General features: G+C 32.1%; 15 protein-coding genes. 13 read left to right on the top strand and 2 right to left on the bottom strand.

Annotation, left to right across the window (positions count from 1 at the left end):
• Positions 1–24 precede the first annotated feature (24 nt).
• The 4 genes from DN408_RS28040 to DN408_RS28025 all read left to right on the top strand — a co-directional run bounded on the left by DN408_RS28040 (position 25) and on the right by DN408_RS28025 (position 3,196).
• A complete protein-coding gene (locus DN408_RS28040; RefSeq protein ID WP_002032268.1) occupies positions 25–366 on the top strand; it encodes a PadR family transcriptional regulator in 342 nt (113 codons plus the stop codon).
• Positions 363–875: a DUF1129 domain-containing protein gene (locus DN408_RS28035; protein WP_002168325.1), complete on the top strand. Its 513-nt coding sequence runs from the start codon at positions 363–365 to the stop codon at positions 873–875. The genes DN408_RS28040 and DN408_RS28035 overlap by 4 nt, the downstream gene beginning before the upstream one ends.
• Positions 875–2,326, top strand: coding sequence for a serine hydrolase domain-containing protein (locus DN408_RS28030; RefSeq protein WP_016127023.1), 1,452 nt, complete (start codon positions 875–877; stop codon positions 2,324–2,326). The genes DN408_RS28035 and DN408_RS28030 overlap by 1 nt, the downstream gene beginning before the upstream one ends.
• Positions 2,327–2,389: 63 nt before the next feature.
• Entirely contained in the window at positions 2,390–3,196 is an 807-nt protein-coding gene (locus DN408_RS28025) for a MerR family transcriptional regulator (RefSeq protein WP_370458404.1), read from the top strand.
• A gap of 85 nt (positions 3,197–3,281) precedes the next feature.
• Here the strand turns inward: DN408_RS28025 and DN408_RS28020 are convergent, their stop codons facing one another.
• Positions 3,282–3,998 (bottom strand): SDR family oxidoreductase, encoded by a 717-nt coding sequence (locus DN408_RS28020; protein WP_002085411.1) that lies wholly within the window; start codon positions 3,996–3,998, stop codon positions 3,282–3,284.
• 194 nt (positions 3,999–4,192) lie between these two features.
• Here DN408_RS28020 and DN408_RS28015 point away from each other — a divergent pair, with 194 nt between their 5' ends.
• The 8 genes from DN408_RS28015 to DN408_RS27980 all read left to right on the top strand — a co-directional run bounded on the left by DN408_RS28015 (position 4,193) and on the right by DN408_RS27980 (position 11,316).
• Positions 4,193–4,531: a winged helix-turn-helix transcriptional regulator gene (locus tag DN408_RS28015; RefSeq protein ID WP_033713746.1), complete on the top strand. Its 339-nt coding sequence runs from the start codon at positions 4,193–4,195 to the stop codon at positions 4,529–4,531.
• A 287-nt stretch (positions 4,532–4,818) separates the two neighbouring features.
• On the top strand, positions 4,819–5,571 hold the full coding sequence (locus DN408_RS28010; RefSeq protein ID WP_003189406.1) for a class I SAM-dependent methyltransferase: 753 nt from the start codon (positions 4,819–4,821) through the stop codon (positions 5,569–5,571).
• A 136-nt stretch (positions 5,572–5,707) separates the two neighbouring features.
• On the top strand, positions 5,708–6,541 hold the full coding sequence (locus tag DN408_RS28005; RefSeq protein WP_003189408.1) for an alpha/beta hydrolase: 834 nt from the start codon (positions 5,708–5,710) through the stop codon (positions 6,539–6,541).
• Positions 6,542–6,658: 117 nt separating this feature from the next.
• A complete protein-coding gene (locus DN408_RS28000) occupies positions 6,659–7,453 on the top strand; it encodes a VOC family protein (RefSeq protein ID WP_003189410.1) in 795 nt (264 codons plus the stop codon).
• Positions 7,454–7,569: 116 nt separating this feature from the next.
• Positions 7,570–8,277 (top strand): aminoglycoside phosphotransferase family protein, encoded by a 708-nt coding sequence (locus tag DN408_RS27995; RefSeq protein WP_003189412.1) that lies wholly within the window; start codon positions 7,570–7,572, stop codon positions 8,275–8,277.
• Between the two features lie 156 nt (positions 8,278–8,433).
• The gene (locus DN408_RS27990) at positions 8,434–9,030 is read left to right on the top strand and encodes a TetR/AcrR family transcriptional regulator (protein WP_002127527.1); all 597 of its coding nucleotides are present in this window, start codon (positions 8,434–8,436) and stop codon (positions 9,028–9,030) included.
• A 203-nt stretch (positions 9,031–9,233) separates the two neighbouring features.
• Positions 9,234–10,613 carry a dihydrolipoyl dehydrogenase gene (lpdA, locus tag DN408_RS27985; RefSeq protein WP_078179184.1) on the top strand — a complete coding sequence of 460 codons (1,380 nt, stop codon included), beginning with the start codon at positions 9,234–9,236 and terminating at the stop codon, positions 10,611–10,613.
• 247 nt (positions 10,614–10,860) lie between these two features.
• A complete protein-coding gene (locus DN408_RS27980; RefSeq protein WP_016127029.1) occupies positions 10,861–11,316 on the top strand; it encodes a cupin domain-containing protein in 456 nt (151 codons plus the stop codon).
• 114 nt (positions 11,317–11,430) lie between these two features.
• On the opposite strand, the gene DN408_RS27975 is transcribed toward DN408_RS27980, so the two are convergent.
• Positions 11,431–12,408, bottom strand: a complete 978-nt coding sequence (locus DN408_RS27975) for a phosphotransferase enzyme family protein (protein ID WP_078214415.1) — start codon at positions 12,406–12,408, stop codon at positions 11,431–11,433.
• A gap of 325 nt (positions 12,409–12,733) precedes the next feature.
• Between DN408_RS27975 and DN408_RS27970 the strand changes: the two genes are divergently transcribed.
• A complete protein-coding gene (locus tag DN408_RS27970; protein ID WP_050000480.1) occupies positions 12,734–13,810 on the top strand; it encodes a helix-turn-helix domain-containing protein in 1,077 nt (358 codons plus the stop codon).
• Positions 13,811–13,844 lie beyond the last annotated feature (34 nt).

The following is a 13,844-nucleotide window of genomic DNA, read 5'->3' as shown; positions in this document are numbered from 1 at the left end:
ATATATTTCTGTTAAATTTATCCTATGGACAAAACAAGTTTAATTAAAGGTCATTTAGAAATGTGTGTGTTATCTATTTTGTCGAAAAAGAAAAGTTATGGTTATGAAATTATGAAAGAACTTGAAGTACACAATTTAAAATTGAAAGGAGTAGGAAGTATTTACCCTATTTTAACTAAGTTAAAAAATCAAGAGTGGGTAAATACTTATCAAGAAGTAACAGACAGTGGTAAAGTTAGAATCTATTATGAAATTAATGAAAACGGGAAAATACGTCTTGAGAAGAAAATTAATGAGTGGTTAGAATTACAATCTGATATTCAAACATTATTAAAAAGTGGTTTGAAAGGAGACCTTCTGAAATGAGGAATGAATTAAACGGTAAAGAAAATCAATTTTTAACTGACGTACTTAAGGAATTAAAGCAATACGATATCAGCTTAGAAGAAAGGGAAAATATTAAACAACAAATTTTAGAGCATATTCAAGAATGTCGTGAAAATGGGGAGGATAGTATAAATGATCTAGGTACGCCTCAATTATTTGTTCAAGATTTTTTAGAAATAAATGAAATTGACCTACAAGTTAAAATGAGACAACTTCAAAATGAAAAGGGAAATTCGAGCACATTTATCTTAGGTGGCATATTCATCGCAGTTATTACTTACCTCATCTCACAAACTACACTTTCACTATTTTTAACGGAATCATTTAACGGAACTAATAGCAAAAATACATTTAATTATAATCTTTTATATCGTATAGCAGAGAATCAATGGTGGAACTATGTATTAATAATGTTTAGTTTTACGCTCTCTATATTAGTATTTATTAGCCTAGTAAGTTATAAAAAAAGAAAGCTATCTAAAGTATAATGAAGAAAACTATCTATAAACTATTTCAAATTTGTATTCTTTGTAATGTATTAATATTATGTATCGTACATCCAAAAGTTTATGCTCAGCAAAATATTAAAGTTACATTAGATAAGTATATTGAAAAATTTATAAAGGAACAGAACATTCCTGGAGCTTCCGTTGCAATTGTACATCATAAAGATGTATTCTTTACAAAAACATGGGGGATTACTGGGGAGTCTGAAAAAAAGGTAACTAGTAAAACCCCATTTGCGATTGGCTCAATAAGTAAATCTTTAACAGCTTTAGCTATAGTCAAGTTAATAGAAGATAAAAAAATAAAATTAGAGGATTCAGTTCAACAACATCTTCCTTCGTTTAAACTAAAAGATACACAATCAACTTCAAATATAACAATCCAACATCTACTAACTCATACAAGTGGAATAAACACATATGAAGGCTTAGCATTATCAGATAAACAATTGAAGAGTTCTAAAGCATTAAAGGAAAATGTAATGAAACTTTCAAAAATAAAATTAAATGCCCCACCAGGGGAAAAATATCAATATAGTAATGCAAATTATATGATACTTGGTGCCCTTATTGAGGCAGTCACAAATGAAACATATTCTTCATATATAGAAAAGCATGTTTTTCAGCCTTTAAAAATGAATGGCGCAGCGGCAAATAAAGAAAGTGCATATGAAAAAGGCTATTTAACAGGTTACCAGTCGTTGTTTGGTATACCAAGAAAAAGTGTAGTGTCTTATGATAATGCTGGAGCACCGTATGGTTATATTACCGCGAATTTGGAAGATATGATTCAATTTATAATGTTTTTGAATCACCAAGACCACACTCAATTTTTAAAGAAAGAAAGCATGGATCTTTATCTATCACCGCTTTATAAAATAAATTCAGAAAAAAGTTATGGGTTTGGATTAAGAACAACAAATATAAATGTAAGCGAAACGATGGTTTGGCATTCAGGATCAACGCCTGATGCTCGTGCAGAAATGTTTATTTTAAATAAAAGTGGCTGGGCTGGTGTGATTTTAACGAATAAAAATCATGTATTAGAAGAAACAGCACTAACGGTATTGAAAAAGGGGATTATTAGTATTTTGAATGGGGAAAAACCTGGTGATATCCCTAAAAACATACCATTCACACAAATTGTTATGTCGATAGTCACACTCTCACTCATTATTACATCAATTATGTTAATGAAAAAGTATAAACGTAAGAAAACTTGTAAAAAACAAACTTGGCTGTTCGTTGGGAGTATATTTCTACTATTATCTAGTATTTTGATCCCACTTCTTATTTATTGCACAAATTCACCGTGGCATACGATTAAATTGTTTGCAGCAGATGTAGCTTTACTCGCTAGTATTACAGTAATATTATTAGCTGTGAACGGACTAATATCAATATTTATAGCCCTGAGGAGCAAGAAAGTATAAGGATAAATAATTAAAGAAATATAATTAAAGTTGTTAAAAATAGTTGACTCTCACACAATGTCATTGTTTAAGCTAAAGTTGAGATTCGAGGTATCTAGAATTTTTAGGAGGAAACCACGTTTAAAATTGGAGCTATTACAGCCAGTAAAAGTCGATGAGCAAAGTGGTTATCGATATTATTCAGCAGCCCAATTAAAGAAAGTAAATCAAATTCAAGTGTTAAAAGATATGGGATTTAATATTGCCACTATTAAAGAATTAGTAGAGAGTGAAAATATTGAAGTAATAAAGTCACAATTTGAAAATCGTAGTGCTCAAATAAAGGAAGATATGGACGATCTCAAAAAAAAATTACGTCTCCTCGAAGACTCAATGAAAACGATGAGAGAGGATGTTATTGAAATGAACTATCATGTTTCATTAAAAGAAATTCCAGAAAGAAATGTAGCAAGTGTTAGAAAGGTTATTCCATCGTATAATTGCGAAGGGGATTTATGGAGTATATTGATGCAAGAAATTAATGTTAAAAATATTAGTATAGCTAATCCGAGTTATAGTATTGCTACATTCCATGATCAAGAATATAAGGAAAATGATGTGGATGTAGAAATACAGATAAATATTTTAGGGGAGCATGAAAATACAAAAGATGTTAATTTCAAAAAGATAGATCCATCCTATGTAGCTTCAATAACAGTTAACGGAAGTTATGAACAAATGACAGCTGTAAATGAGGCGGCAGCAAAATGGATTGAAACGGAAGGTTATGAGTTAGCCGGACCGATGTTTAATATTTATCACGTTAGTCCAGCGATGGAATCAGATCCTAATAAGTGGGTTACAGAGGTTTGTTATCGGATAAACAAATAAACAATAAAGTAAAAAGGACTCGTTGATTAACCATAATAGCCTCCTTAATACTAGTTAATCTAAGGAGGCATTGAATTGTTATAAATTAATGATATGTGTATCCTCCATCAGGAAATAATACATTACCTGTAGTAAAACCATTTTGCATTAAATACAGGACAGTATGTGCAATTTCATCATTATACCCAGGTCTCTGTACAAGAGAAAGAGATTTATAATCTTCATAAGCAGCTAGTCTTTTCTCATTTTGTTCATTCTCTCTTCGTATCGTTCCAGGAGAAACAACATTAACTCTAATAGGAGCTAATTCAACAGCTAAAGCTTTCCCTAAGCTTTCAATAGCACCATTACAAGCGCCATAAGCAGGTGCACCTTTAAGTGGTCTTTGACTAAATGCACCGGACATTAACACGATAGATCCAGATTTTGAAAGAAAAGGAATTGCATATTTTACGGCGTAATATTGTGGCCAAAACTTTCCGATAAAGCTGCTTTCAGCAATTTCCTCTGTAGCGGTTATTGGTCCAAGTGTGTAAGAGGCTCCCGGTGTGAATAAATGATCAAAATTCCCAACTGTCTTGAAAAAATCTTGTAATTGCTCTTTATTTTGATTATCCAATACATAAGTTTGAAGATGGTTGTTATTTATTAATTCTCGAGAAATTTTTAATTTTTCTTCCGAGCGTCCTGCAATAATAACATGTGCGCCTTGTTCGATTGCTTGTTTTGCTGTTACTAATCCAATACCAGAGCTTCCACCAATGATAACGATACGAGTATCCTTTAATGTAGTAATAGACATATTTTAGCCCCTCCTTTAATAAAAACTTTAAAATAAAACTGCTATGCTTTTATTATTCGCTAAAAGATTGCAAGTGAAAAGTACGCACTTTATATGTACATAGTCGCAAATTTCGTACTAATCGCTTGTTATATGGATACATAATATAAAAAATTACTCATTATAATTTATGATTTGAGGGAGTGGTGAGGAAAGTGAATTTAGAGGAACCGAAATTAAAAGGGGTAATAGCGACATTACAAATAATCGGTGGGAAATGGAAGCCACTTATTTTATTTATATTATTAACAGATGGAACGAAACGGTTTGGTGAATTAAAGCGATTAATACCAGACATTTCTCAAGGAACATTAGCGAAGCAGCTTCGTGAATTAGAACAAGATCAACTAATACAACGTGAAATTTATCAAGAAATACCACCTAAAGTGGAATATAGCTTAACTGAGCATGGAAAAACAGTTAGTACTGTTTTAGATAGTATGTGTGGTTGGGGAAGAGGACATTTAGAATATATTGATAAAAATAAAATATAACATTATTATGTAAACTAAATGGAATTTGTCGAAACATATCGTTTTAATAATTTGTATTTTATAATATATAATTAAGTAGTGTTATAGGTTATTATATATGCAGTCTTCCAGATGAGGTGATATAGCTGAAATGCTGTATCGTTCGAAGTAACTAGTTGTTCGGGGCTGAAAAAATGCGTAGCAGATATAAAAGAAGACGTAGGCCCTTTCACGATAATATCAACTATGAGTCTATTTCGAGAATCATCTAAACAGTTAATGCATTTTTACAAAGGGGAAATAATAAAATGAATGAATTAGAGTATAAAAGTTTTTATGATAAAGTGGGACGATTAAATGGGTGGGACTTTAGTAAGCTAAAGTGTGAAACTGTAGGTGACACTTGGGACTTTTATGGCGAAGTGCAAGAAAGATGTAAACCATCAGATATTCTACTTGATGTTGGCACAGGTGGAGGAGAGAATATATTAAAAATAGCATCTTCAGCTGCATTACTGATTGGAATAGATAATTCTAATGGAATGATCAAAACAGCACATTCCAATTTGAATAAAGCAGGTATACAAAATGTTGAATTTCTTCAAATGGATTCGGAATTTTTAACGTTTCCGCATGCTCATTTTGATATTACTTCAAGTTGTCATGCGCCGTTTGTAGCATCTGAATTGGCAAAAGTAATGAAAAAAGGTGCTTTTTTCTTAACACAACAAGTTAGCGAACATGATAAATTAAATCTTAAAGAAGCATTTGGTAGAGGGCAATGTTTAGGTGAAAGAGATGGTACGTTAAAAGATAATTATATGGGTGAACTTATTAGTGCAGGATTTGAACTCGTACAAGTACGTGAATATGATGTTACTGATTATTACAGTACTCCTGAGGATCTTATTTTCTTATTAAAACATACGCCTATTATTCCTAGATTTGGAGAAAAAGAAGAGGACTTTAATATTTTACAAAAGTTCATTGACGCTAATAGTTCCGAAAAAGGTATTCGTACGAATTCAAAAAGGTTTATGATTATTGCTGTTAAATCATAGTGTATTTTAACGTAAAAGCTGATTTTCTTTAAAAGAAAATCAGCTTTTTTTGTGGAAAAGAATGCAGGGAAAACTTAAAAATCATAGAAATAGGTAAAGTGGTAATCTAAAAATTGAAATATAGGGGATAATTATTTTGAAACGTTACTATATTAACAACGAAAAAATAAACGCACATATTACTGAGTGGAGAAATAATGAAAAGTCCGTTATCTTTTGTTTACATGGGTTAGGTAGTACGAGTTTAAGTTTTATAGAAATTGCAGAGGAATTAAAGGAAGAGTATAGATTTATCTCCATTGATGCACCTGGGCATGGTAAAACACCGCCCTTTGAAAGAACGGAAGATTATGAGATGCTGAATTTAGCAAACTGGTTAAATGAAATAATAAATGAACTGAGAATTGAACATTTCTATTTTTTATCACATTCGTGGGGAAGTTTTGTAGCACTATTTTATTTATTAAATAATCCAGAAAAAGTACTAGGAAGTATTCTTATTGATGGTGGATATCAAACAAAAAGGCTTCAAGAAGAAACGCTTGAAGAGGAAATCGCGTATTACGAAAAGGATTTTGAAGAATATATTTTTAATAATTGGGGTGGATTTTTCAAAAGTGAAAAAGAAGCATATACTAGGTGGTCTCCATTATTAGAAGTTGCTGTAAAAGACCTAGGGATTGAAATGGATAATAAAGTATGTTGGCATGCGAGAGGTACAACAGCTGGTAATATAATAAGAGGTATGCATAAAGATGAAACGATAGATATTTACGAGAAGTTACCATCTAATATTATATTGCTTCGAGCTACAGTTCCACAAATATGGGATGAATATAGAGATAAAACAGTGAGGATTTTCAAGTTAAAAACTGGCGCGAAAGTAAAATTAATCTCTGATACTACACATTTGTTACACTGGGATAAACCAGAAGTTGTTATAGAGGAAATAAAAAGTAATTGGAGCTAACATATTCATACTAAAGTTGTAGTTTTTACATGAAAAATCCACCCTTCGGTTTGATTTTATCTATTTATAAGTGTAATACAATAAGAATAGATAATAAGAAACAAGGGGGAATGTAAAGTGATTACACATATATCAGATATAAAACTACAAACGGTTTCTATAGAAGGGGTAAAACAAGTCTATAAAGACATATTATCTTTTCCAATAAAAAAAGAAATCGCATCATATATTCAATTTGAAGTAACACCGTATACAACAATTAGTTTTCAAGAAGTATATGAACCAATTGCACCTGCGCATTTCGCTTTTGAGATCCCATATTCAAAGTTTCATGAAACGGCAAAATGGCTTAAAGAGTCTGGATTACTCATTGTGAAATGGAAAGATGGTCATACAATTGGTGAGGAGAATGGTCTATTCAATTTATACTTTAAAGATGGTGATGGAAATCTTCTCGAAATTATTGCACATAGTTATGTTAAAGAAGATGTATTAGTCCCGCATTCACCGTTAAACATTTTATACGTAAGGGAAATTGGTCTTCCGGTTAAAAGTGTACCTGTATTTACGGAATGGTTGAAATCAAATCTAGACATGAAAACGAAGGAAGATGGGGATATTTTTAACTTTGTAATAGGTGGCACTGCATATATCGTTGCAACCTGGTGGCAGCGACCGTGGATTCCAATCGCGATGAAAGCTTTACCACCGAAAGTACATGTTTCATTCGGAACACCGGATCATGCGTTTTTACAACAAATCCAAAATAACTTTAAGAAAAATGGTGTTCCATTTGAAAGTAAACATACTGAAGTATTGTTTATTCAACAAGGGTATTCATTTTCTGTTTTGCATACACCGGAGTTTCATTCCGATATTCCTAGAAAATTAAACTTACCACTTTCTATATAATTATAGGGAGGGGTAAGTTTTTTTCATTTTCATGAAGAAGGGTTTCAGTATAATTACACTGAATTTATAGAGGACTATAAGGCGTTATTCTAATTTACTGTAAGGAGAGAAATGAATTGAATCTAGGAAATCCGATAGCCAAAGGAAATACGGCTGAAATTTATCTTTGTGATAATAAAGTTGTGAAATTGTTTAAAGAATACCTCCCTAATACAGAATCTCTATACGAAGCACGAAAACAAAAGTATGCATATTCATGTGGTTTACACGTTCCTAAAGTATTTGAAGTTACAGAGATACAAGGTAGACAAGCTATTATTATGGAATATGTAGAAGGGGAAAGTGTTGGTGAGCTTTTGCTTAATAATTTGAGTAAAGCGGAGCATTACATAAGTATATGTGTTAGTGTACAACAAAAGATTCATGCGATCTATGTGAGATCGGATGAAATAGAGCTGATGGAAAAGAGGCTTTATCGTCAAATTAACTCCGTACATGATCTGGATGAAAAACAAAAGGGAAATATATTAAAAAAGTTAGATTCAATCACATTTGAACCTAGATTATGTCATGGTGATTTTCATCCGTTTAATTTAATTATGAGTAATGGTGATGTGAATATTATAGATTGGGTTGATGCTAGTTCAGGTGATATTCGTGCAGATGTGTTTCGGACATACTTATTGTATTCACAGAATTCAGAGGAATTAGCTGAAATGTATTTACATATATATTGCAAAAAAACAGGTTTATTAAGAGATGAAATTTTCCAGTGGGCTCCTATTATTAGCGCAGCTAGATTGGCAGAGAGTACACCTCTGTAAATAAAAGATGTTTTCAAGTATTTATTTTGATCCCCATTAAAATAGTGAATCATTTATTTTTTTACTCATTGATTCTCACCGTTATTTTTCTTGCTAATTCTTTTCGGTTTGTCATATACTAAAAAGAGACCAAATGTTTTCTTTTAGGAGGACACTATGCGTAAAGGTGAATTAACAAAAAGAATGATTCTTGATCGTTCCTCTGCTCTGTTTAATATAAAGGGGTATAGTGGTTCTTCAATTTCTGATATTATGCGAGAGACTGGGCTAGAGAAGGGTGGTATTTATCGTCACTTTAAAAATAAAGATGACTTGGCTGTTCAAGCCTTTCAGCACGCAACTTCACAAATGGGAGTGCGTTATATTGAAGAAATAAAAAAAGCATCCACTACATTTGATAAGTTAAAAAGTTTTATCTCAGTTTTTACATCTCTCGTTCATAATGATCCTCTTCCAGGAGGCTGTCCAATCATGAATGTAACGTTAGAAGCAGATGATTCCCACCCACTTATGGCAGAACAAGCACAGATAGCGATGAATCAATTACTTGGAATGATTGAAAAGATTATTACGAATGGAATTGAGCAAGGGGAGTTAAGATCAGATACTCAAGCAAAGCAGATTGCTATCATCTGGATTTCTTCTCTTGAAGGAGCACTTGCCTTGTCACGCTTATACCAAGATACAGTCTATATTGATACAGTATCGTCACGACTTTTAGATGAATTGGAAAAACAAATTACGGCCAAGTAAGCCGTAATTTTTATCGCAAAAAAGAGACTGTTCGGTTTCTTTTTTGAGGGGGTGATCACTTAATAGAAATTCCATGATGGAACTATGAAAAAACGGTTGAGAGAAGAATGGTACTAATACAAAATAGTAAATTGAAAAATGTGTAGAGTATGAACAATTTCGGCCTACCTGTTTCTAATTTTTGGAGGAGTGTGAAAAAGGATATGAGAGAAATAGAAACAATCGTAATTGGCTCTGGACCTGGAGGATATGTTGCTGCAATAAGAGCTTCACAATTAGGGCAACAAGTGGCAATTATAGAAAGAGAGAATCTTGGTGGCGTATGTGCTAACGTCGGCTGCATTCCATCTAAGGCACTTATTTCTGTAGGTCATCGTTTTGAGGAAACAAAGCATTCAGAAAATATGGGTATTTTTTCTTCTGGTGTAAATGTTGATTTTGCAAAAGTACAAGAATTTAAAAACAACGTTGTAAAGAAATTAATAGGTGGTGTAGAAGGGTTATTAAAAAGCAATAAAGTAGAAGTGATAAAAGGTGAAGCTTATTTCATGGATGCTAACACTATACGAGTAACCAATAAAGATGCAGCTCAAACATATACATTTAAAAATGCAATTATAGCTACTGGATCACGCCCAGTTGAAATTCCAACATTTAAATTTACAAAACGTGTGATTAACTCTACAGGTGTACTTAGTTTAACTGAAGTTCCAAGTAAATTGGTTGTAATCGGTGGTGGTTACATTGGTACTGAATTGGGCTCTGCTTACGCTTCCCTCGGTTCTATAGTAACAATTATTGAAGGAGGTAAAGATATTTTAACTGGCTTCGATAAACAAATGACTCAAATTGTGAAAGAAGACCTTATAAACAAAGGTGTTACAGTAATAGTAGATGCATCCGCTAAAGGTGTTGAAGAAGTTGAAAATGGTGTAATTGTTACCTACGAAATTGGTGGTGAAGAAAAGAAAGTTGACGCTGATTACGTATTAGTAACGGTTGGCCGTCGTCCTAATACTGAAAATATGGGTTTTGAAAAAATCGGTATTGAGTTTTCTGACCGCGGTTTATTAAAAGTTGATCAACAATGCCGTACTAACCTTCCGAACATTTTTGCTATCGGTGATATTATTGCTGGTCCACAGCTTGCACATAAAGCATTTTACGAAGGAAAAGTAGCTGTTGAAGCTATTTCTGGTGAACTATCATGTGTTGATTACTTGGCAATTCCAGCAGTTTGTTTCACAAATCCTGAATTAGCTACAGTTGGTTATACTGAAGAGCGAGCAAAGGCAGAAGGCATGGAAGTAAAAGTGATTCAATCCCCATTTTCAGCAAACGGTCGTGCACTTGTATCAAATGAAGGAAAAGGGTTCTTGAGGCTATTGGTGCGTAAAGAAGATGGTGTATTAGTAGGTGCTCAAATCGTGGGTAATGGTGCATCAGAAATAATTGCCGAAATGGGTTTAGCAATTGAATCAGGCATGACAGTTGAAGATATTGCATTAACACCACATGCTCAACTAACTTTAAGTGAGATTGTGATGGAAGCTGCTGAGGCCTTAATTTACAATTTTAAATAAATATTAATTAATAAAAATTGGATTGCTTCGTTTTTTAGAAATTCTAAATAAAATAAATGTAGAGATAAATAAATATGTAAAAAACAATCTTTACTAATAAACTTCTTAATAACATATTATGGCTAATTGAGCCGTTTTTTTTACCGTGAAAAAGAGACTATTCGGTTTCTTTTTATGAGAGGATTTATTCATTTATTAGAGAATTAAAAGTCGAATTATGGAAAACAAATATGAGAGGAGAATACAAATGAGTCAATTTGTTAATTCAACAATGGAAGGTAAAAATTTTAGTGCTGTTCAAGTAGGAAAGTGGGAGGATCTGCTTCAATATAAAAATGGAAATCCATTTAAAGCTCCTGGAAAGGTATTTCTTAAAGATGACTTACAATGTACAGGGATGGAAGTTTCACTAAATGTTTTCCCTCCAGGCATTTCAATGCCCTTTTATCATAAGCATAGAGAAAATGAAGAGCTGTATATCTTCGTCAAAGGAAAAGGGGAATTCAAGATTGATGATGAAATTCTTGAAATCAAAGAGGGTACTGTCATAAGGGTGGCACAAGAGGGGGAAAGAATTTGGCGTAACAATTCAAGTGAACCTCTCTATTTTATTTGTATTCAAGCTAGGGCAAATACTTTGGAAGAAAGTAATATCGAGGATGGTATTAAGTTAGATAAATCCGTTGAATGGATTGAAAAATAGGTGCCACTGTACGATTAAATATCGTTTCGCTCCTTGTATTTTGTCTTTTGAAGAAAACTTATCTATAGAAAAGTACACCCAATTGTTAAACTGAATGTAACAATTGGGTGTACTTTATAGGAAACCAACTGTGTTTAAAGAATGGCTTTTTTCAATCTTTATTCTATAAAGGTTCATTATCCGTACTTGTTCCTCAGTTAACTCTTCTTTATTCCAATACATATGCATTAAACTATATTCGAATATCTCCTTTAATTTAATAAACAATGGAAGCTGCTCTATCATTTCTGTAGGTAGATCATTTTCCTCCTGGTATCCGCCGATTATTGCTTTTGTAATAGAATTCTCATAGTCGACTATGTTGCCATTCCCAACGAAAGAATATTCTATCGCGCTATAGACTGGAACAGCTAAATCGAATATGTAAAAATGTTTTTCACAGTCTTGAAAATCAATCATTGTTAAATTTAAATCATTGCCCACTAATATGTTTTCTAACCATAAATCTCCATGAATTAAGCCGTAATTTGAAGTGGACTTTGGCAGCTCCTTTATAGAAGTTAAAACGTCAGATGCAATTTCTCTTATAGTAGTCTCTTCTTTTGGGATATAGTTAAGAAAATTATACTCTTCATTTTGATACCAGTCGTTTATATGTTTTACTGGTTCAATACTTTCAAAATTTTTAGATGCACGATGTAATTTACCAATTTGTTGACCAAGCTTTTTAAATACATTAGAATTCCATTCGTTTCTTGGTAAATGTATACCAGGAGCAGCTTTATATAATACAGCAAAAACTTCTTTGTCTAATGTTATTTTCTCTACTAAATTCCCCTTTAAAGAAGGTATTATGGGAGGGACTCCTAAGCCCTTTTGATATAAAAATTTCGTATATGTAACTTCTTCTAATTGCTCTTCATATGTTTTATAGTTTGTAATTCTAACGAAGTAAGTACCTTGTGCTGTGAGACATTGATACATTTCATTTGTTATTGGTTTCATTTCAATAAAATCCAATGGATATAGTTTATTAATTAGTTTAAGTATCTCTTTTTCTATATTATTCATTTTAACTTCCTTTCCAAACATAAATTTTCCACTCACAAAACTACTAGTTCATTAACTTACAAATTTCGTGTTTTATTTGGTAGAATCCTTTAAAAAAGATTTATCCCGTAAAAGTCCGATTAGTATGGGATAATAATCAGTGGGGAGGAACAAGCTCCCCACTGATTAAAGTTTCACTTTATTGAAAAGTAAATGTATGACAAAATAAGATAGCTGAAAAAATATGAAATGAGTAATTACATATGATATTTAAAGGTTCTAGAGGGTGGTTAATGTTATAAACCACAAGAAATATCAAAAGAAAGAAGTGGATACTTCTTATAATATTTAGTGAGGAGGGAGATAAATGAATGAACATATACAGCTAATGATTGAATGGATTGAGGGCAATTTAAAAAAGGAGTTTTCATTAGATAAATTATCTGATTATATGGGGTATTCTCCTTACTTCTGTTCGTTTAAATTTCATCAAGTAACAGGGATAAGTATTAGACGATATATTCTTCTTAGAAGATTGTATTTATCAACGGAAGATTTGACGAATGATAGAAAGATAATTGATATCGCATTTGATTACGATTACTCTTCGCAAGAGGCTTATAGTAGAGCATTTAAAACTGTTTTTGGTATAACCCCAGGGAAATTCCAACTTAACAAAATACCGGTTCAATCATTTATTAAACTCTCAATCAATGATGGCAAGGAGTGGGATAGAATGAATTTTTCTAGAAAAGTTGAAGTTAATCAGTTACGAAATGCGAAGAGTGAGCTGTTTGATAAAGATGTACTAAACATATTAAATGGTCAATTTATGTATGAAGAATTTAAAAGTGAAAGACTAATGGGGGAATCTGATTACGCTCCATTTAATGAAGCTATGTGTGTAAATGCGACTACTGCACAGATTTTTGATGATGAGTTTATTAAAACAAGGGCAGAAGGACATCAAGGTACTGTAGAAAATTATATAAAAAAGGTTATTCATCCTTTAGAGAATCTTTTTAAGAAAGAGTATAAATGTATCGTTTTATGGTTTGGTGAGGATATGTTTTGCCAAATGAATCTACTTACCGTACTTTCTTATCTTGAACAGTCTGATTATAAGGGAAAAGTATACTTAAATAGCTTCAGAGAGGATGAATTTAAAGTAAGTCAAATTGAACTTGAATTAGGAAACTATTTTTCAGTTTATAATCAAGTTCTAGTAAATCAAAAAAAACCATCTCATGAGATACTACCTGTAATGTATCAGGCGATAGATTTATATTTAGAGATGCTAAAAGAAAATAATGTAGTAGTAAAGTATATCTCCAAAAATAAAGGTTTACCAACACAAGAGTTACTAAAAAGGTTGTTTAATCTTTTTCCAACAATAGGATATGGGGATCTACAATATATAGAGCTTATTAATAAAGCGAGATAAAGATTCAATTTGTGTTGAATAAAAAAACAATAAA

The sequence above is a fragment of the Bacillus sp. AR13-1 genome, assembly GCF_008042285.1.
Classification (GTDB): domain Bacteria; phylum Bacillota; class Bacilli; order Bacillales; family Bacillaceae_G; genus Bacillus_A; species Bacillus_A mycoides.
Note: the sequence above shows the minus strand (reverse complement) of the source record. Positions and strands in the feature narration are given on the sequence as shown.

Excerpts from the sequence above, each read along its gene's own strand:
- DN408_RS28040 (WP_002032268.1), top strand. The coding sequence starts at position 25 with ATGGACAAAACAAGTTTAATTAAAGGTCATTTAGAAATGTGTGTGTTA.
- DN408_RS28035 (WP_002168325.1), top strand. The coding sequence starts at position 363 with ATGAGGAATGAATTAAACGGTAAAGAAAATCAATTTTTAACTGACGTA.
- DN408_RS28030 (WP_016127023.1), top strand. The coding sequence starts at position 875 with ATGAAGAAAACTATCTATAAACTATTTCAAATTTGTATTCTTTGTAAT.
- DN408_RS28020 (WP_002085411.1), bottom strand. The coding sequence starts at position 3,998 with ATGTCTATTACTACATTAAAGGATACTCGTATCGTTATCATTGGTGGA.
- DN408_RS28010 (WP_003189406.1), top strand. The coding sequence starts at position 4,819 with ATGAATGAATTAGAGTATAAAAGTTTTTATGATAAAGTGGGACGATTA.
- DN408_RS27990 (WP_002127527.1), top strand. The coding sequence starts at position 8,434 with ATGCGTAAAGGTGAATTAACAAAAAGAATGATTCTTGATCGTTCCTCT.
- lpdA (WP_078179184.1), top strand. The coding sequence starts at position 9,234 with ATGAGAGAAATAGAAACAATCGTAATTGGCTCTGGACCTGGAGGATAT.
- DN408_RS27980 (WP_016127029.1), top strand. The coding sequence starts at position 10,861 with ATGAGTCAATTTGTTAATTCAACAATGGAAGGTAAAAATTTTAGTGCT.
- DN408_RS27975 (WP_078214415.1), bottom strand. The coding sequence starts at position 12,408 with ATGTTTGGAAAGGAAGTTAAAATGAATAATATAGAAAAAGAGATACTT.
- DN408_RS27970 (WP_050000480.1), top strand. The coding sequence starts at position 12,734 with ATGAATGAACATATACAGCTAATGATTGAATGGATTGAGGGCAATTTA.